Here is an 18,757-nt window from a genome sequence, read left to right on the forward strand (position 1 = left end):
GTCCGATGCGCTGGGGTGGGTGTTTCACGTGAAACCAATCGATTCGCGTCTGCTGCGGTATGCCCGTGCCACCCGCTTCTTTCTGATCGCCATGGTGGCGCTGGGGGTGGCCGGTGCGGGGCTGGTGATCGCCCAGGCGATGCTGATCGCCGAGGTGGTGGTCGGGGCGTTCCAGCGCGGACTCGGCACTTCCGAGCTGCGCACTCCCCTGCTTCTGCTGGCCGCGGTCGCCATCGGGCGCGCTCTGGTCTCCTGGCTGACCGAGCTGGCGGCCCATCGGGCGAGCGCCGCGGTCAAGTCGGAACTGCGCGGACGGCTGCTGGAGCGGGCGACCGCACTGGGTCCCGGGTGGCTGAGCGGACAGCGCACCGGTTCACTGGTCGCGCTCGCCACCCGCGGTGTGGACGCTCTGGACGACTACTTCGCGCGCTATCTGCCACAACTGGGGCTGGCCGTGGTGGTGCCGGTGGCGGTCCTGGCGAGGATCGTCACCGAGGACTGGGTCTCCGCGGCGGTCATTGTGCTGACTCTGCCGCTGATTCCGCTCTTCATGGTGCTGATCGGCTGGGCCACCCAGGCCCGGATGGACCGGCAGTGGCGGCTGCTCTCCCGGCTGTCGGGCCACTTCCTGGATGTGGTCGCCGGCCTGCCGACCCTCAAGGTCTTCGGCCGGGCCAAGGCCCAGGCCGAGTCGATCCGCGCGATCACCTCGGAGTACCGGCGGGCCACCCTCCGTACGCTCCGTATCGCCTTCCTGTCGTCCTTCGCGCTGGAACTGCTCTCGACGCTGTCGGTGGCTCTGGTCGCGGTGGGGATCGGGATGCGGCTCGTGCACGGCGATCTGGATCTGTACACGGGGCTGGTGGTGCTGATCCTGGCGCCGGAGGCCTATCTGCCGATCCGTCAGGTGGGCGCGCAGTATCACGCGGCGGCCGAGGGACTGTCGGCCGCCGAGGAGATCTTCACGGTCCTGGAGACCGGGCCGCCGGCGGGCGGTACGGGGGAGGCGCACGGCACGGGTGCGCCACGGCTGGAGCTGGACGGTGTGACCGTCCGCCATCAGGGCCGTACGGAACCCTCGCTCGACGCGGCCTCGCTGACGGTCGAGCCGGGGGAGACCGTCGCCCTGGTCGGCCCGAGCGGTGTCGGGAAGTCCACGCTGCTCCAGGTGGTGCTCGGCTTCACCGCACCGGACGAGGGCCGGGTGCGGGTGGACGGCCGCGATCTGTCGTCCCTCGATCCGGACCGCTGGCGGGAGCGGATCGCGTGGGTTCCGCAGCAGCCGTATCTCTTCGCGGGCACGATCGCGGAGAACGTACGGCTGGCCCGGCCGGACGCGGACGACGCGGCGGTCAATGACGCGCTGCGGGAGGCGGGCGCGTACGGGTTCGTGGCGGCGCTGCCGCAGGGCACGCACACCCTGCTCGGCGAGGACGGTTCCGGGCTCTCGGCCGGTCAGCGGCAACGGCTCGCGCTGGCCAGGGCCTTTCTCGCCGACCGACCGCTGCTGTTGCTGGACGAACCCACGGCGGCGCTCGACGGCGGGACGGAGTCGGGCATCGTCGAGGCGGTACGGCGGCTGGCTGTGGGCCGTACGGTGCTGCTCGTCGTCCACAGACCGGCGCTGCTCGCGGTGGCCGACCGGGTGGTCGCGCTGCCGGATCGGGGGGCGGCGGAAGCCGGATCGGCGGCGGAGGCCGGATCGGCGGCGGAGGCCGGATCGGAGGGGGAAGGCGGATCGGCGGGGGAACGCGGCGGTCTTGGTTCTGTGCCGGCGCCAGCGGCTTCCGTCGACGAACAGGCCGATGTGGAAGCCGGGGAAGCCCGGGAAGCCAGGGGAGTCGGGGGAGTCGGGGAAGAGGCCTGGGGCTACGCCGTCGGTGGACATGCCGTACCCGCCGATTCCGGTACGGCGGGCGGGGCCGGTACGACCGGTGGGGGAGCCGGGGCGTCCGGGGATCCGCTCGCGCGGATGAGGGCCGCCGCCGGGGCGCTGCGCGGGCGTTTCGTACTGGCGCTGGTCCTCGGCAGTTGCGCCCTCGGCTCCGCCGTCGGACTCATGGCGGTGTCCGGCTGGCTCATCTCCCGCGCCTCCGAGCAGCCCCCCGTCCTCTATCTGATGGTCGCGGTGACGGCGACCCGCGCCTTCGGCATCGGCCGGGCCGTCTTCCGGTACGCCGAGCGCCTCGTGTCGCACGACGCCGTACTCAGGATGCTCGCCGACCTCAGGGTCTCGGTGTACCGGCGGCTGGAGCGCATCGCACCCGCCGGGCTGCGCCGGACCCGCCGCGGGGATCTGCTGTCCCGGCTGGTCGCGGACGTGGACGAACTCCAGGACTACTGGCTCCGGTGGCTGCTCCCCGTCGGGACCGCGCTGCTCGTCGGGGTGGGGGCCGTCGGATTCACCGCGTGGCTGCTGCCGGAGGCGGGTGCCGTACTGGCCGCCGGGCTGCTCGCCGCCGGGGTCGGCGTGCCGCTGGTGACCGGCGCGGGCGCCCGGCGGGCCGAACGGCGGCTGGCCCCGGCACGGGGAGTGCTGGCCACCAGAGTCACCGATCTGCTCCGGGGCACCGCCGAGCTGACCGTCGCGGGGGCACTGCGGAGCCGTATGCGGCGGGTACGCGAGGCGGACGGAACACTGACGGCCATCGCCGCACGCGGCGCCGGCGCCAACGCGCTCGGCGGCGGACTCTCCGCGGTGGTCTGCGGACTGACCGTGGCCGCGGCGGCGCTCGTGGGCGTTCAGGCGGTACGCGACGGACGCCTCGACGGCGTGGAACTGGCCGTGGTCGTCCTGACCCCGCTCGCCGCGTTCGAGGCGGTGACCGGGCTGCCGCTCGCCGTGCGCCACCGGCAACGGGCCAGGCGCGGTGCGGAGCGGGTGTGCGAGGTGCTGGACGCCCCCGTCCCCGTACAGGAGCCGGAGCGGCCGGCCGTCGCTCCCGTATCGCCGTTCCCGCTGGAGGTACGGGGACTGTCCGCGCGGTACGCGGGGCAGCGGCGGGACGCGCTCAGCGGCTTCGATCTGACGCTGACCGCCGGGAAGCGGGTCGCCGTCGTCGGGCCTTCCGGATCGGGCAAGACGACGCTCGCGCAGGTGCTGCTGCGTTTCCTGGACGCGCGTGAGGGAGACTGCCGACTCGGCGGCACGGATCTGGCCGCGCTCGACGGGGACACGGTCCGGGGCATGGTCGGGCTGTGCGCGCAGGACGCGCATCTCTTCGACAGTTCCGTACGGGAGAACCTGAGGCTCGCCCGTACCGACGCGACCGAGGGCGAGCTGCGCGAGGCCCTGCGCCGGGCCCGGCTGCTCGACTGGGTCGATGCCCTGCCCGCCGGGCTCGACACCCTGGTGGGCGAGCACGGCGCCCGGCTCTCCGGCGGACAGCGGCAGCGTCTGGCGCTGGCCCGCGCCCTTCTCGCCGATTTCCCGGTACTGGTCCTGGACGAGCCCGCCGAACATCTGGACCTCGCCACGGCGGACGCGCTCACCGCCGATCTGCTGGAGGCGACGGAGGGCCGTACGACCCTGCTGATCACCCACCGTCTGCGAGGGCTCGACGGGGTCGACGAGGTGATCGTCCTCGACGGGGGCCGTCCCGTACAGCGGGGCCCCTACGCCGAGCTGGCGGCCGAGGAGGGTCCGCTGCGGCGGATGCTGGAGCGTGAGCGGGCCGGTGACCGGCTCATGACCGGCTGATCGCGGACGGGGAGGCGGAGGCCCGGCCGGTCGCCGTTGTCCAGCCTGTCGATGGTGTCCAGCCGGTCGCCGTGGTCAGGAGTGGCGCGCGTAAGTGGACTTTCCCTATCAAATAGGAGTTACTACGCTCTGGCTTATGAAAGTGCCCGAGCCACTGGGCCCTCTTGACGCGGTCACCCGCGCCGCCAGCAGCCTGGAGGGCCTGTCCGTCGAGAACACCGCGCGAGTGCCGCAGCTGCTGGAGGCGATGTGTTCCGTGGGTACGGGCCACGGACTGCGCACCACGCTCGCCCGGATCTGTGAGACCGCGGCCGAACTGGCCGGGGCCCGCTTCGCCGCCATCGGAGTCCTCGACGAGACGGGCGACAGCCTCTCCGACTTCGTGACCTATGGCGTCGGCGATGACGTGGCCCGGCTGATCGGTCACACGCCCGACGGACGCACCGGCCTTCCCGGCGTGCTGATGAGAGGGAAGGAGCCGATCCGGCTCGCCGATCTCACCGTCGATCCGCGCGCGGCCGGACTTCCCCCGGGACATCCGCCGATGCGGACGTTCCTCGGTGTTCCCATCCGCGCCCAGGGCGAGACCCTCGGCAACTTCTATCTGGCCGAGAAGCCCGGCGGCGGTGAGTTCAGCGACTACGACCTGCACATGGTGCGCGTCCTCGCCACCGAGGCGGGCAACGCCATCGGCAACGCCCGGCTGTACGAGGCGGCCAGACAGCGCGAGCGGTGGATCGAGGGTTCGGTCGCCGTCACCACCGCCCTGCTCACCAGTGGTGACGCGGCGGACGCGCTCTCCGTGGTCGCCGAACAGATCCGCAGGCTGGCGGATTCGGTCATCGGTGTGGTGCTGCTGCGCACGGAGGACGGCGGACTGGAGGTCGTGGCCGTCTCCGACGCCCATCCGACCGTCAAGCGGAACTATGTCGTTCCGCCCGAGAACCTCGTCGCCAGGACGCTCCTGTCCGGCGAGCCGCTCTTCGTGGACGACCTCGCCACCGACCCGCGTGTGACACCGGGTCTGGCCGGGGATTTCGGCCCCGGCATGCTGCTGCCGCTGCGGGCCGACGGGAGGGTGCTCGGCGCCCTGGTGATGCCGCGCGCACGGGGCGCGCGCCGTTTCGGGGAGCGGGAGCACACCTTGGCCGACCAGTTCGCGGCCCAGTCGGCGCTGGCGCTGATGATGGCCGACGCGCAGCATGACCGCGAGCGGCTGGCCGTCCTGGAGGACCGGGACCGGATCGCGCGGGATCTCCATGACCTGGTCATCCAGCGGCTGTTCGCGACCGGGATGACGCTGGCGAGCGCCCAGCGCGGAACGGTCGCTCCCGAGGTGCACCAGGGCATCGACAAGGCGGTCGACGAGCTGGATGTGACCATTCAGGAGATCCGTACGGCCATCTTCGCGCTTCAGCAGGGACCGGCCGAGGCACCGGCCGGTGTGCGGACGCGCGTTCTGCGGGAGATCAATATGGCCGCCGTGCCGCTGGGCTTCCGGCCTACCCACCGCTTTGTCGGACAGGTCGACTCGGCGGTCGGCGAACTGGCCGGGCGGAATCTGATCGCCGCGCTCCGCGAGGCCCTGTCCAACGCCTTCCGGCACGCGCGGGCCACCCGTATCGAAGTGGTCGTCGACGCCGCCGCCCGGCTTCCCGACGGCAGGGCGGCGGTGCGGCTGTCGGTCGCTGACGACGGTGTGGGCATCCCGGACGGAGGACGGCGCAGCGGGCTGCGCAACCTCGCGCGACGGGCCGAGTCGCTGGGCGGATCGAGCACGTGCGAGCCGGGGATCGGGGAGGGCAGGGCGGGTACGACGGTGATCTGGGAGGCGCCCCTGTGACGCGGCGGCGACGGGCGATGGGCGGCGCCGGGCGATGGGCGGCGATGGGCGGCGCCGGGCGATGGGCGGCGATGGGCGGCGCCGGGTCCCGCGGTTGACACGGCCCGTCGCCGGCCCCGGTGCCGCGACGGGGGCAGAGGTTGCCGGAGAGGACCTAGAGCCGCGCGAGAATCCGCTCGATGACGATCGCGACGCCGTCCTCGTTGTTCGTGGCCGTATGTCCGGAGGCGGCGGCCAGCACGTCCGGATGGGCGTTGCCCATCGCGTACGAGGTCCCGGCCCAGGTCAGCATCTCCAGATCGTTGGGCATGTCTCCGAAGGCGACGACCTCGTCGGACGAGACACCGCGCTCGGCGCAGCAGAGCGCGAGCGTGCTGGCCTTGCTCACCCCCAGGGCGCTTATCTCCAGCAGGGCGGTGGGGCTCGACCGGGTGATGGTGGCCCGGTCCCCCGCCGCCGTACGGGCCAGGGTGAGAAAACCGTCGGGTGTCAGGTCAGGGTGGTGGGCGAGCAGCTTGACGACCGGGCCCGCGATCTTCTCGTACGCCTCGCGGAGGAGCTTCTCCGCGGTGGCCACGGTCGCGCCCGGGTCCTCCAGGAAGGGCGGGTACGTCGGCTCGTAGTTGATCCCGTTGGTCATCTCGACCGCGAACGCCGTCCCCGGGGCGGCGTCGCGCAGGGTCTGTACGACGTCCAGCGCCGTCTCCCGGTCCAGCGGACGGACCTTCAGCAGTTCTCCGTCGGCGCGCAGATCGACCACCGCGGCGCCGTTGGCACAGATGGCCATGCCGTGGCCGTGCACATGCTCGCTGACGACCCCCATCCAGCGGGCCGGGCGCCCGGTGACGAAGAAGACCTCGATGCCCGCGTCCTCGGCGCCCTTGAGCGCGGCGATCGTACGGTCCGAGACGGACTTGTCGTCGCGCAGCAGGGTGCCGTCGAGATCGGTGGCGATCAGCCGGGGCCGGGCGGGCAGCGGGGAGTCAGCAGGGGAGGTCACCGCGCCATTCTCCCGTACGGTCGCGCACGGGCGTGCGGAGGGGCGCACATCTGAGAGGCCGGCCGCCGAACCTCTTCCGGGGGAGGGCGTGTTGGGCGCTGCGTGACCGCGCCGCTTCGGGCCGGCGTTCAGCCGAGTTGTCTTCAGCCGAGTTGTCTTCAGCCGAGTTGTCTTCAGCCGAGTTGCGCGGCGCCTTCGGTGGCGATCTTCTCGAAGACGCCCTGGTCGGCGGCGAAGTCCGAGCCGGGGATCGGCCAGTGGATCACGATCTCGGTGAAGCCCAGCGCGATATGGCGGCCCGCGAAGTCCACGAAGGCGTCGACGGACTCCAGCGGACGGCTTCGGTCCGGGGTGAATCCGGTGAGCAGGATCTTGTCGAGTGCTTCCACGTCCCTGCCGGTCCCGGCGCAGGCGTCCGCGAGCCGGTCGATCTGGTCGCGCAGGGCCCGCACGGACTGTTCGGGGGTGCCCGTCTCGTACAGCTTCGGGTCGCCGGTGGTCACCCACGCCTGTCCGTGCCGCGCGGCGAGACCGAGTCCGCGCGGTCCTGTGGCGGCCACCGCGAAGGGCAGCCGGGGGCGCTGGACGCAGCCGGGGATGGTACGGGCCTCGCGCGCCGAGTAGTAGTCGCCCTCGTAGGAGACGGAGTCCTCGGTCAGGAGGCGGTCGAGCAGCGTGACGAACTCGCCGAAGCGGTTGGCGCGCTCAGCCGGGCTCCATGGTTCCTGGCCGAGCGCCGTGGCGTCGAAGCCGGTGCCGCCGGCGCCGATCCCCAGCGTGATCCGCCCGTCCGAGATGTCGTCGAGGGAGATCAGGTCCTTGGCGAGGGTCACGGGATGCCGGAAATTCGGCGAGGTGACAAGCGTCCCCAGCCGCAGCCGCTCGGTAACCGCCGCGGCAGCCGTCAGTGTCGGGACTGCCCCGAACCATGGCCGGTCCCGAAAGGCTCGCCACGACAGGTGGTCGTAGGTGTACGCGCTGTCAAAGCCGAGCTCCTCGGCCCGCCGCCACACCTCCCGACCCTCAGACCAGCGGTAGACCGGCAGAATCACAGTGCTCAGACGCATGAGGCCGACAATACGAGAGGCCGGTACCCTCAGGCCACGTATCGGGCGTGAGCACTAAGATGACGACCCCATGATTGACACCGCCGACCCCCGCATCCTGCACTTCACCCATGTGGAGAACCTTGCGGGGATCGCGGCCTCCGGGCTTGTTGCAGACCAGCACAAACCCACCGGAACAGTCGAGTGCGCCGACTTGAGCATCAAGGAGCGCCGCCGCAGTCAGGCCGTGCCAGCCGGACCCGGCGGCGTGGTCGCCGACTACGCGCCCTTCTACTTCGCACCGCGGTCGCCGATGCTGTACCGCATCTACAAAGGCGGGGTGGAGACCTACTCGGGTCGGCAGGATGAGCTCGTCTACTTGGTGTCCCGTGTGTCACAAGTCCAGCGGCACCACCTTGCCTGGGCTGCCACGGACCGCAACGCTGCCCTCACGACGGCCAAATACACGGACCGGGCACTCTTGCTCCCCTCACATATCGACTGGGAGGTCATGGCGGCTCTCATCTGGAAAAACACCCCTACAGACGGGTCGCGGCGCGAGCGTCGGATGGCGGAGTTTCTGGTCCACCGGGCCCTCCCCTGGACCGCAGTCGTGGGCATAGTGGTCCTGACATCAGCCATGGCAGCAAAGGTCACGGCGATCATCGCGCCCGCCGACCACAGACCACAGATCGCTGTCGTACCCGAGTGGTACTTCTAGACCTGACACGACAGCACTACCTGCCATCCTGGAAGATGGATGAGGGGAGGCAACAGCAATGATCACCGAGACTCACGGGAATTTGCTCCGCGACGATGCACAGGCTTTGGTAAACACCGTCAACACCGTAGGTGTGATGGGCAAGGGCATCGCCTTGCAGTTCAAGCGCGCCTTCCCCGAAGTCTTCGACGCCTACGCTGCCGCCTGCAAGGCGGGCGAAGTCCGACCGGGCATCGTCCAGCCTGTCGCTCTGCCGGGCGGACGTTGGGTGCTGAACTTCCCCACCAAGAGGCACTGGCGCCAACCGTCACGCATGGAGGACATCCGCGCCGGCTTGGACGATCTGGTCCGTGTGGTCGGTGAGCTGAAGATCACAAGCGTTGCGGTGCCCCCACTCGGCTGCGGGAACGGCGGCTTGCCGTGGCCCGAGGTGCGAGCCCTGATCATCGACAAGCTTCAGGGGCTCGATGCAGATATCCGCCTCTACGGTCTTGGTACTCCGCCTGCCGAGGATATGCCTACCGCGACATCCGTCCCGGAGCTGAATCAGCAGCGAGCCAGGTTTCTGACAGCAGTGCGGCGGTACATCGCCAGCGCTTGGGCCGCAGGCATCACCGAGGTGCCCAAGGCATCGCTGCTGGAGTTTCACAAGATTGCTTATCTCCTGCAAGGCGCTGGGATCAATCTCGGCCTGCAATTCGAAGCCGGACATTACGGCCCTTACTCCAGCGGCCTGGATCGAGCGATCGCAGCGCTGGAAGGCCATCAAGTCATCGGCTTCGGCGATGGAACCGGCGGGGCACGTGCTGACATCGGCCTGCGACCAGGCGCGGCCGAGGAGGCCGAGGAGGCCGTGGACGGGGACAGCGAGTTCGAGCAGGCATGGGCTCAGCTCAGCCAGGCGTTCGTCGGCTACGAGTATCCCGAGGGTATGGAGTTGCTGGCCAGCGTGCACTTCCTGGCGACCCGAGGAGGTGGCCCTCCCCGCAACCCGACCGACGTGGCGCGTGACCTCGCCGCGTGGAGTCCACGGAAGCGACGGCTTTTCCCTGCAGAGGATGCCTCCGCCGCGTGGGCCAGACTGAATGAGACGCAATTCTTTGCGACAGCAACTCGCTAGTCCGTGACAGGGCACCCCGTCTGCAAACGCCAACGCCCCGAGCGAACCTGCACGTCAGCCCGTGATGCCTGAACGAGGCTTGACTGAGGTGACCAGGGTGCCAAGCCGGATGCGCTCGGTCACTGTCACGGCGGCGGTCAACGTGGGCAGCGCCCCGAACCACGGCTTGTCCCGGAAGCTCCGCCAGGACAGATGGTCGTAGGTGTACGCGGCGTGAAACCCGAGATCTTCGGCCCGCCGCCAGATCTTCTGCCCTTCGCCCCACCGGTGGATGGGGAGGATCACCGTACTCAGACGCATGCCGCAGACGATACGCGGGCTGTCGGCACCACGGCGGTCCCGGGGGAAAGGTGCTGGAAGCAGCCCGGCGTCGCCCCGGTCGTCGCTAGTGTTGATCCATGGGCACGTTGGGCGAGGCCGAACTCGACGCGATGATCGAAGAGGCGACGGTCGACGCCTACAACGAGGACGAGCAGCTCACCGGTCTGTTCACCATGCTTGAGGAGCACCTCGTCGTGCCCTTCACGACCGCTGTGCTCGGCGTCAAGGTGACCGTGCGGGGCGTCGACCTCACGCCGGACGGCAGGATCGTCGCCGTGTGCTCTCGCGGTGGTATGCGGCAGTCGATCGGGATCCTGGAGCTGGAGTTGCCCCGTCCAGCCCCCGAGGGCGGAGTGGATCGAGGCGTACCGTCACTGGGCCGGATGAGACCGGGCGCCTCACACTTCACGACACTTCACACGGAACTGGCCTGTTTGGAGGGGCTGAACGTGGCTGACGCCGTACAGGGCGCGGATCGGGGCGCCGGTGAACCGTCGCTCACCGACCTCATCGAGCGCAGTGCCGAGTTGAAAGGGCAGCTGGTCGCCTTCGCGCAGAGCGCCCGCTTCGACCGGTGGTTGACGCCCCTGTTGCTGGAGGCCGCCGGGCCTGAGCGGCGGTTGGACGAGGGCGCGGCGATCCGGATCACCGACCACTTCATTCTGCAGTACCGCCTGCCGGACGGTTCGACCGTGGTGGACCGGTTCGTCGCCGGGCGGAAGGACTTGACCGCGGCCGACCGGGAGATACTGCTCGGCTGGCGTGACCCGGTCGAGGGCATCTTCAAGATACAGCGCAAGGAAGGGGATGCCGCTGTCCTGCTGAACCTGGTCGACGACCTGGAGTACCGCACGTACTCCAATGTCGGGCGGGCGGCGTTCCGTGGAGTGTCCAAGGGAGGATTCCTCCACACCTGCCTGGTACCCGTTCACTCGGCCGAGGGGGCATGGCTGGTATCCGGGGCTATGTCGTACTACCCCAGGTCCAGCGCCACCGAGATCGCCCGGGCGGCGATCGAACTGGCCACCGGTCGGCCCGAGCTTGTCTTCCGCAACCCCGAGAAGATCGAGCAGGGATGGCAGCGGATGCGAGAGGACCGGGCCGCGTTCATCGAGTTCTGCGGCGGCGACGAGCTGGTCCTTCCGCCTGCCGAAGCCGAGGACCGCCTCAACGCCTACTACCGCCACCGCCAGGAGGCCGCCGTCGCCGGAGAGCCCGGCCCTGCCCGGAGCAGGCGTCTCCCCCGCCTGGACCTGCCCTTCTTCGAACTGCCACGAGAACTGGCGGACTCGGACACCGTCGGCGTCATCTACGACGAGGTCGACGGCCTGAACTTCTACGCGGACTACGGGATGCTGCGTGACCTCTTCGCGGACCCGGCCCTCGCGGGCAGCAGGCAGCACCAGGACCTGCTCCGCACGTACCTGCGCGAGGAGTCGATCACGCCACTGCCGATCCGCCGACTGGCCGCCGCCCACCCGGAGACAACCGACGTGGTGTTCCGGAAGCTCCTGCGGAAGCCCGGCTTCACCTGGAGCGAGCACGGCGAGGCACTGCTGCGCCGACGCAAGCCCTGGTACTACGAGAACGAGCCCCGTCCGGGCGTCTCCGTGATCGGCGACCGCCTCAGCGGGCTTGCCGCCGGCCGCCGGTAGCGATCTCACAAGGGCACGGAACGGCCGTCACGCCAACCGAGCACCAGCAAGTTAATAGGCCATGTACTACACTTCACCTATGGATACGCCACGCCCTGGCAAGACCCGAGTCACCAGCGTCTCCCTGCGCGCCGAGACCTTGGAGGCGATTCGCGCGCGCGCCGGTAAACAAGGCGTCTCCTCCTATATCGAGGAGGCGGTGCAGCGGCAACTCCAGCGCGAAGCCATCGACGAGTACATCGCTGTCGCTGAAGCGGAGCACGGCCCTGTCGACCCGGCCGAGGTGTCGGCCAAGGCCGAGCGCATCCGCGCCCACCACGCCGCTCACCGGGGTGACTCCGCTCCAGCGGACGCCGCGTGAGTGGGACTCTCGTTCTCGACAGCGAGGCCCTCTCCAAGCTCTCCCGGCGACACCGCGACATGACCGTGTGGCTGGACGTCGCCCGCAGTCTGGACCTGCTCGTCGTGACGAGCGCCGCCACGCTGGTGGAGGCACGTGACCCGAAGGTGCCGCAGGCGGCGTTCGACCATGCGGTCTCCCTGACCAAGGTGCGCCCTGTCACAGAGGAGATCGCACGTGCGGCCGGCAAGCTGCTCGCCGCCGAAAGCCTGCACGGCCACAAATACGCCATCGATGCGATGCTCGCGGCCACGGCTCACTTTGAGCACGGCGACGTCACTGTCATCACGAGCGACACCGATGACCTGCGCCGACTCTGCCACCTTCGTATCGCCGTCGAGCCGATCTGAGCGCCTGCGTCAGCACTTCCTGCACCCTTGCCGCTTTTCCGCAGGTCAGTACGTGATGGGTGAAGGGGGCTTGACTGAGGTGACGAGGGTGCCCAGGCCCAGCCGCCGGGTGGCAGCGGCGGCGGCGGTGAGTGTGGGCAGGGCGCCGAACCAGGGCCCGTCCCGGAACGGCACCCGCCAGGACAGGTGGTCGTAGGTGTAGGCGGCGTGGAAACCGAGGTCCTCGGCCGTCTGCCACTTCGAACGGCCTCCCGCGTGCCAGCGGTCGACGGGGAGGATCACGGTACTGAGACGTAGGCCCATGGCGGTGAGCCTACGTCGCTTCGATCGGGGGCCAGGACTCAGCCGGTGCTTCGGCACCGGGCCGGGAAAGCGGGGGACCGGACCGTCAGTGTTCGGTGGCGGCCTCCCACATGTCTCGCAGTGACTGCCGGACAGAGGTTTTCGGCGCCCAGCCCAGGAGGCGGGCGGCCCGACCCCGGCCTTCAGACAGGCGTCGAAGAGCCGCTGCACACCGAGCACGTTGGTGCGCATGAAGTCGCCGGCCCCCCCGATCGAGCGGTCCACATGGGACTCGGCCGCGAAGTTCACCACCACGTCGTGCCCCGGCACCACCCGGTCCAGCAGAGCGGAATCGCCGATGTCGCCGTGCACGAAGGTGAACCGCCCGTCCACCGGCGCCAGGTTGGCGAGGTTGCCCGCGCCGTTTCAGGACCGGGTGAGGTCACCGTCGCCGACCGGAAGGATGGTGTGGTTGATACGGAAAAGGCGGTTCGGGTCGTACTCCGCCTTCAGCTCGGCCAGCCGCCGGTAGTCGGCCTCGGTGTAGGCCCGCCTGACCCGCTCGGGAGTCGAGTCGTGGTCGAACAGGAACCCCGGGAGCACGGCGCCGGTGTCCCACTTCCGGAGCCGTTCGAGCACCCCGTCGGAGATCTCGCGCACCGCGTCGGCCCGCTCGGGCGGAGCCGGCATCCGCGTCCACACACTGAAGGCCGCGCCCTGGGTGCCGGCCGCGTGCGAGCGGCGGGGCGACCGGTCCAGCGCCCCGCCCAGGTGGCGTATCTCAAGGCCGGGGAACGGGCCCCCGGGCGCCGACGGGTCGATGAACGAGACCAGCTCCTTCACGGCCTCGTCGTCCAGTTCGTGCAGCAGCGCGCCGCGCATGTGCGCCATGACCGGGTTCTTGGGGTCCGGGTAGATCTCGTCGATCTCCGGGTACGGCATGGCACGGCAGGTGTCCTTCTCCGGGCCGAGCGCGCGCAACGGCTCCAACAGCCGCGCGCCCTGCTCCTCGTCCCCCGTGTAGACCACCCGGAACTGCACGAGCGAACGGCCGCGGACGTCGTCGGGCATCTGCGGCAGATCGGGGAAGCGCAGCAGCGACACGGAGGACGACATCTCGTCCGGCTGCTCCTTGAGCCAGGCGAGGTAGGCGCCGAACACCTTGGCTGCGTGCCGGGAGTCCTCGCCCGCGTAGGAGAGCTCACCGCCGTAGACGGTGCGCAGCGGCAGCAGTTCGATCTCGGCCGCGACCACGACACCGAAGTTGCTCTTGCCGCCCCGCACGGCCCAGAACAGGTCGGGCTCCTGGTCGGGCGAGACGGTGCGGAGCAGGCCGTCGGCGGTGACGACGTCGAGCGAGCGGACGTAGTCGGCGGCGAAGCCGTAGGTGCGGCAGGCCAGCGGAAGCCCGCCGCCGGTCAGATAGCCCATCACGCCGACCTGCGCGGACGAGCCGCACAGCGGCGCGAGTCCGTGCTCGGCCGCCGCGGCGACCACCGCACCCCACCGCAGCCCGGCTCCGATCCTGGCGGTGCTCTTACCCGGGTCCACCGACAGCTCGCGCAGCTCCCCGGTGGCGATGAACACGGCGCCGTCCGAGGGCACCGACTTGCCGTGCCCGGTCGACTGCACCGCGACCGGACGTCCCGCCTCCGCCGCGAACCGGACGGCGGCGGCCACATCATCGGCGTCGGCGGCGACCACGACCACCGCCGGCCGGTGCCGGACCGTCAGCAACCAGCCGGAGCCGGCCTCCTCGTATCCTTCGTCACCGGGGTAGAGGGTGCGCCCGCGGATCCGCGCGCCCAGGCTTATCACGTCGTGCCAGGCCGCCGGCCCGTCGGCGAGGCGGTCGCCGGTGAACTCGGCCGAGGCGGTGGTGTCCACCGGCACGCCGTCCGAGGTGTACGTCTCGGCGGTGCCGGTCCCGCGGTATCCGCCGTCGAGGTGGGCCTCGACCTGGATCCGCACACGGTCCGACCGGCCGGCGGCCGGAGTGAAGATCTCGGTGAGCTCGTAGGAGAACCGGCCGGGCTCTCCCGCGCTCCAGACCCCGGTGCCCACACTGGCGGGGGTGCGCAGCGCGACCGTGCCATCGGGCGCGAACGATATGGTGAAGGCGGGGTCGGCCTGGGCGCCGTGGTGCGCCCGACCGGTCCAGACACCCACGGGGGTCCGCACCGCGTCGGCCGCGGAGTTCGTTTCCAGCATGTCAGTTGTCCGCCTTCTCGAAGGACTTCGCGGTGTCGTCCGTCTCCGCGACCGGCGGAGGGCCCGGCATCCGGGCGTTGCGCAGCATGGCCGCGGACGCCACGGCCAGTACGACGGAGAGCGCCGCACCGACGATCGCGGTCGTCTGCAGACCCTGTACGAACGCGTCACGGGCCACCGACAACAGCCGGGAGCCATCGGCGGCCGGCAGCTTCCCGGCGACTTCCACCGCGGCGGCGAGCGTGTCCTTGGCCGCCTCGCCGACGCCGGCGGGCAGCCCCTCGGGGAGCGTGTCGGTCAGGTTCGCCCGGTACACCGCGAAGCCGACGCTGCCGATCACGGCGACGCCCAGCGCGCTGCCGAGCTCGGTGCCGGTCGAGGCCGTCGCGGACGCGGCACCGGCCCGCTCGGGTGGGGCCGCTCCTACGATCAGTCCGGTGCCCAGCGAGACCATCGGCCCGAGCCCGAGGCCGATGACGGCCGCCCCCGCCACCGCGAGATACAGGTCGGAGGGACCGCTGACCAGGGTCAGCACCACCATGCCGGCCGCGGTGACCACCAGACCGCCGGCGAGCAGCGTGCTCAGCTTCACGCGGCTCGCGAGGGCGGGCGCCCCCATGGCACCGATCATGATCGCGACGGTGGTGGGCAGCGACCAGAGCCCGGCCTGGAGCGGGGTCAGCCCGCGCACCAGCTGGAGGTACTGGAGGACGAAGAACTGCGAGCCCGCGGAGAGCAGGGTGGCCAGTACGAGCATGCCGAGGGCGGTGCCGAACAGGCTGTTGCGGAAGAGCGCGAGGTCGACCAGGGGCTGTGTGAGCCGGCGCTGGCGCACGATGAAGAACGCCGCCAGCACCACGCCGACGACGAGAGCGATGCCCGACTCGACGCTCAGGCCGTCCGCGGCGATCCGTTTGAGACTGTAGATCAGGGCGAGGATCCCGACGATGGACATGAGCGCGCTGATCAGGTCCGGACGGGCGACCGCCTTGTCCCGGTACTCCGGGAGCAGGATCGGGCCTAACACGAGCAGCAGCACCATGACCGGGACGCCGAGAAGGAAGACCGAGCCCCACCAGAACAGCTCCAGGAACGTTCCGCCGACCAGCGGTCCGATCACCGTGCCGAGGCCGAAGAAGCCGGTCCAGGCCCCGATCGCGGCACCCTGCTGCTTGGGATCGTGGAACATGATCCGGATCAGGGAGAGGGTGGAAGGCATCAGAGTGGAGCCCGCGATGCCCAGCAGCGCGCGGGCGGCGATGAGCATCGCCGCGTTGACCGCGAACGCCGAGAGCACCGAGGCCACTCCGAACGCGACCGCGCCGATCAGCAGCAGCCGCCTGCGGCCGATCCTGTCGCCGATCGCGCCCATGGGGATGAGGAAGCCGGCGATGAGGAAGCCGTAGATGTCCACGATCCACAGCAACTGGGTGTTGCCGGGCCGCAGATCGGCGGTGAGGGTGGGCAGTGCCAGATGCAGCACGGTCAGGTCCATGGCGATGAGCATGGTGGGAAGCGCGAGGACCGCCAGCCCCAGCCATTCTTTTCGGGTCGCCCGCGGTGCCGCCGCCGTACCGACGCCGGAACTCAAAGGAATCTCCTTGCGTTGTCATCGGACGCTGGGCAACGGAACCCTAGGACCTCAAGTTGAGTTGAGGTCAAGACCTGATCTTCCCGCCCGCACCCCGTCCGCCGTCTCACGGACCGTCTCCGGCAACCGCGCCTGCCGGAGGCAGTCGGGGTCGTGGTGGACCCCGGCCCGTACCGCCTCCGCGAACACGTCCACGGTGTTGCCGACCTGGTCGTCGGGGGAGAGCCGGAGCTCCTCCACCTCGGACCCGCGCGCCGGCCGCAGCACCGGGACACGGTCGGCGGGAGGGGTGAAGGCCCGGTCCACGGTGATGTGGCCCTCACTGCCGCGCACCTGGTACGCCGACATATAGGCGTGCTCAAGACCGAAGGTGAGCTGCGCGGTCACCCCGGACGGGGCCGCCAGCAGGACGGCCCCCGAGGTGTCCACCTGACGGGCGGTGCCCGCCGACAGCACCGCGGTGGGCGGCTCGGACGGTCTGGTGCTGGAGATCAGACCGCTGACCGACGGCCTGCGGCACCGCCCGGGAGACGGCGCCACGGGACACCTCTTCCCGCAGGGCAGGGTCACCCGGCCGAGCGCCACGGGAGAGGGCGCCGCGTGGGAGGGGGTTACGGGCCGCTACGACGAGGTCGTCGGCCATGGCTTCAGCCTGATCACGCTCGTCCCCCGGGCGAACTCCTGGACGACGACCGCCTGGCCTTCCTCGGCACCCTGGACGCCACTGTCGTCCACGTCCTGCCGTCCGGCTCCATCCGTCTGCTGCGCGCGCAACCGCACCTCACCGGGATCGGCTTCGACCTGCCCACGTCCGGGCCGGCCTTCGAGAAGGCGGTGGCCCGCGGCGGCCTCGACGACCGGCTCTCGTTCGCGGGCGGCGACTTCCGTACGTCCGGCTTCCCGGCCGCCGACGCCGTCGTCTTCGGGCACGTCATGATCGACTGGGATGTCGAGGTGGGCCGCATGCTGCTGGCCAAGGCGTACGAGGCGCTGCCGGAGGGCGGGGCGGTGCTGATCTACGACACGCTGGTCGGCGAGGACCGGCGGGACAGCGTCGGCGCCCTGATCGTCAGCCTCCACATGCTGGTGGACCAACGCGGCGGAAAGGGCTGCACGACGGAGGAGTGCTTCGGCCGGCTCAAGGACGCGGGTTTCCGCGACTGCCGGGTGCAGCCGCTGACCGGGACGACCGACCACCTCAGCACGGCGGTCAAGTGACCGTGGACACGGCGGCCGGATGACGCGACGCGCACAGGCGGCACACGGGCCGCAACGCGCACGGATCGCGGGACCGCGGCCGTGCGCGGGCGGTCCTCAGCCCTGGAACTCCTTGGCCCAGGAATTCCTCAGCCCTGGAACTCCTTGGGGCAGTTGGATCCCTCATCCGGCAGATGGGCGTTCGCCCATTGCGTCAGCTCGCTCATCGCGGGCCGCAGGGCGAGGCCGGCCGCCGCCAAGCGGTAGCTGACGCGCAGCGGCGGGCCGGGGTCCACCTCGCGGATCACCAGATCCAGCGCGGCCAGCTCGGCCAGCCGGTCCGACAGCATCCGCTCGCTGATGCCGGGGACCGCGCGGCGCAGCTCGACGAAGTGTCCCGGCCCGTTCATCAGCGCGGCGATGATCAGCCCGGACCAGCGCTTGCCCAGCATCTGGAAGACCCGGGTGATCCCCGCTTCGGGCTCGGTGCACCCAGAGCCCTGCGCCGGGCCTTCCACCGTCACGTCCCGAGGCTCTGTCATGGGGCCATGGTACCCGTTCGGGATACGGAGCTGCAGTAAGGTAAGCGACTGTGCTATCAAGGGTTTTCCGGTAAAAGAGAACCTGCTTACTAAACCTCCGATCGGATCGGTTATCACTATGGCGACACTGCTGCACATCGACTCCTCCCTGAACGGCGAAGGCTCGCACTCCCGCAAGGTCACCGCCGCGTTCCGCAAGGCATGGGAGGACCAGCACCCGGAGGGCAAGGTCATCTACCGTGACCTCGCCGCGAACCCGGTGCCCCACCTCGACGCCCTCACGTACTACGCGTCGTTCGTCGACCCCGCCGAGCGCACCCCCGAGCAGAGCGCGGCCTTCGCCCTGCGCGAGGAGCTGCTGGCGGAGAGCGAGGCCGCCGACGCGATCGTGATCGGCGCGCCGCTGTACAACTACGGCGTCACCTCCGGCCTGAAGGCGTGGCTCGACCACATCATCACCATCGGCCGCAACGTTCTGACCGAGCAGCCGACCCTCGCAGGCAAGCCCGTGGTCGTCGTCTCCAGCCGCGGCGGCTCCTACGCGCCGGGCACCCCCGAGCACGGCAACGACTACGCGCAGCCGTATCTGGAGCTGGTCCTGCGCGACAAGCTCGGCCTGGACGTCGAATTCATCATTCCCGAGCTGACCCTCGCCCCGGCCTACGACTCGATGAAGGACCTCGTCCCGCTCTTCGAGGAGTCCCGCACGAAGGCCTTCGCCGAGGCCGAGGCCAAGGCCAAGGCGCTGGCCACCCGTCTCGCCGCGTGACGCGGAGCT

15 protein-coding genes and 3 pseudogenes are annotated in these 18,757 nt (G+C 70.4%); 9 read left to right on the forward strand and 9 right to left on the reverse strand.

The window, feature by feature from the left end; all coding sequences use genetic code 11:
• The first annotated feature begins 28 nt into the window (after positions 1-28).
• Positions 29-3,700 (forward strand): thiol reductant ABC exporter subunit CydD, encoded by a 3,672-nt coding sequence (gene cydD, locus OG214_RS20050; RefSeq protein WP_405985510.1) that lies wholly within the window; start codon positions 29-31, stop codon positions 3,698-3,700.
• Positions 3,701-3,836: 136 nt separating this feature from the next.
• The gene (locus OG214_RS20055) at positions 3,837-5,543 is read left to right on the forward strand and encodes a GAF domain-containing protein (protein WP_363081353.1); all 1,707 of its coding nucleotides are present in this window, start codon (positions 3,837-3,839) and stop codon (positions 5,541-5,543) included.
• Between the two features lie 154 nt (positions 5,544-5,697).
• Here the strand turns inward: OG214_RS20055 and OG214_RS20060 are convergent, their stop codons facing one another.
• Positions 5,698-6,543 (reverse strand): Cof-type HAD-IIB family hydrolase, encoded by an 846-nt coding sequence (locus tag OG214_RS20060; protein ID WP_363081352.1) that lies wholly within the window; start codon positions 6,541-6,543, stop codon positions 5,698-5,700.
• Positions 6,544-6,716: 173 nt separating this feature from the next.
• Complete coding sequence (locus OG214_RS20065; protein WP_405985511.1) at positions 6,717-7,610, reverse strand: LLM class flavin-dependent oxidoreductase; 894 nt, start codon at positions 7,608-7,610, stop codon at positions 6,717-6,719.
• A 70-nt stretch (positions 7,611-7,680) separates the two neighbouring features.
• Between OG214_RS20065 and OG214_RS20070 the strand changes: the two genes are divergently transcribed.
• Positions 7,681-8,310 (forward strand): DUF4433 domain-containing protein, encoded by a 630-nt coding sequence (locus OG214_RS20070; protein WP_405985512.1) that lies wholly within the window; start codon positions 7,681-7,683, stop codon positions 8,308-8,310.
• Between the two features lie 58 nt (positions 8,311-8,368).
• On the forward strand, positions 8,369-9,430 hold the full coding sequence (locus OG214_RS20075) for a macro domain-containing protein (RefSeq protein ID WP_405985513.1): 1,062 nt from the start codon (positions 8,369-8,371) through the stop codon (positions 9,428-9,430).
• 60 nt (positions 9,431-9,490) lie between these two features.
• Here OG214_RS20075 and OG214_RS20080 read toward each other — a convergent pair.
• A pseudogene (locus OG214_RS20080) lies at positions 9,491-9,730 on the reverse strand (LLM class flavin-dependent oxidoreductase); the annotation flags it as partial.
• 98 nt (positions 9,731-9,828) lie between these two features.
• On the opposite strand from OG214_RS20080, the gene OG214_RS20085 reads away from it, so the two are divergent.
• The 3 genes from OG214_RS20085 (at position 9,829) to OG214_RS20095 (ending at position 12,156) form a co-directional block, all read left to right on the forward strand.
• Positions 9,829-11,406 carry a hypothetical protein gene (locus tag OG214_RS20085; protein ID WP_405985514.1) on the forward strand — a complete coding sequence of 526 codons (1,578 nt, stop codon included), beginning with the start codon at positions 9,829-9,831 and terminating at the stop codon, positions 11,404-11,406.
• A 79-nt stretch (positions 11,407-11,485) separates the two neighbouring features.
• Entirely contained in the window at positions 11,486-11,767 is a 282-nt protein-coding gene (locus OG214_RS20090; protein WP_405985515.1) for a hypothetical protein, read from the forward strand.
• Positions 11,764-12,156 (forward strand): type II toxin-antitoxin system VapC family toxin, encoded by a 393-nt coding sequence (locus OG214_RS20095; RefSeq protein ID WP_405985516.1) that lies wholly within the window; start codon positions 11,764-11,766, stop codon positions 12,154-12,156. The genes OG214_RS20090 and OG214_RS20095 overlap by 4 nt, the downstream gene beginning before the upstream one ends.
• Before the next feature lie 51 nt (positions 12,157-12,207).
• Here OG214_RS20095 and OG214_RS20100 read toward each other — a convergent pair.
• The 5 genes and pseudogenes from OG214_RS20100 to OG214_RS20120 form a co-directional block, all read right to left on the reverse strand.
• Positions 12,208-12,459 (reverse strand): annotated as a pseudogene (locus OG214_RS20100) (LLM class flavin-dependent oxidoreductase); the annotation flags it as partial.
• Between the two features lie 183 nt (positions 12,460-12,642).
• A pseudogene (locus OG214_RS20105) lies at positions 12,643-12,840 on the reverse strand (GDP-mannose 4,6-dehydratase); the annotation flags it as partial.
• A gap of 24 nt (positions 12,841-12,864) precedes the next feature.
• Positions 12,865-14,649 (reverse strand): FAD-binding oxidoreductase, encoded by a 1,785-nt coding sequence (locus OG214_RS20110; protein ID WP_405985517.1) that lies wholly within the window; start codon positions 14,647-14,649, stop codon positions 12,865-12,867.
• A 1-nt stretch (position 14,650) separates the two neighbouring features.
• The gene (locus tag OG214_RS20115) at positions 14,651-16,240 is read right to left on the reverse strand and encodes an MFS transporter (protein ID WP_405985518.1); all 1,590 of its coding nucleotides are present in this window, start codon (positions 16,238-16,240) and stop codon (positions 14,651-14,653) included.
• A 51-nt stretch (positions 16,241-16,291) separates the two neighbouring features.
• Positions 16,292-16,780: a hypothetical protein gene (locus tag OG214_RS20120; protein ID WP_405985519.1), complete on the reverse strand. Its 489-nt coding sequence runs from the start codon at positions 16,778-16,780 to the stop codon at positions 16,292-16,294.
• Between the two features lie 60 nt (positions 16,781-16,840).
• Between OG214_RS20120 and OG214_RS20125 the strand changes: the two genes are divergently transcribed.
• The gene (locus tag OG214_RS20125; protein WP_405985520.1) at positions 16,841-17,458 is read left to right on the forward strand and encodes a methyltransferase; all 618 of its coding nucleotides are present in this window, start codon (positions 16,841-16,843) and stop codon (positions 17,456-17,458) included.
• Positions 17,459-17,586: 128 nt separating this feature from the next.
• Here OG214_RS20125 and OG214_RS20130 read toward each other — a convergent pair whose 3' ends face one another.
• Positions 17,587-17,979 carry a helix-turn-helix domain-containing protein gene (locus OG214_RS20130; RefSeq protein ID WP_363081347.1) on the reverse strand — a complete coding sequence of 131 codons (393 nt, stop codon included), beginning with the start codon at positions 17,977-17,979 and terminating at the stop codon, positions 17,587-17,589.
• A 118-nt stretch (positions 17,980-18,097) separates the two neighbouring features.
• Here OG214_RS20130 and OG214_RS20135 point away from each other — a divergent pair, with 118 nt between their 5' ends.
• Positions 18,098-18,748 (forward strand): FMN-dependent NADH-azoreductase, encoded by a 651-nt coding sequence (locus OG214_RS20135; RefSeq protein ID WP_405985521.1) that lies wholly within the window; start codon positions 18,098-18,100, stop codon positions 18,746-18,748.
• Positions 18,749-18,757: the final 9 nt, after the last annotated feature.

Source organism: Streptomyces sp. NBC_00872, assembly GCF_045161915.1.
Lineage (GTDB): Bacteria > Actinomycetota > Actinomycetes > Streptomycetales > Streptomycetaceae > Streptomyces.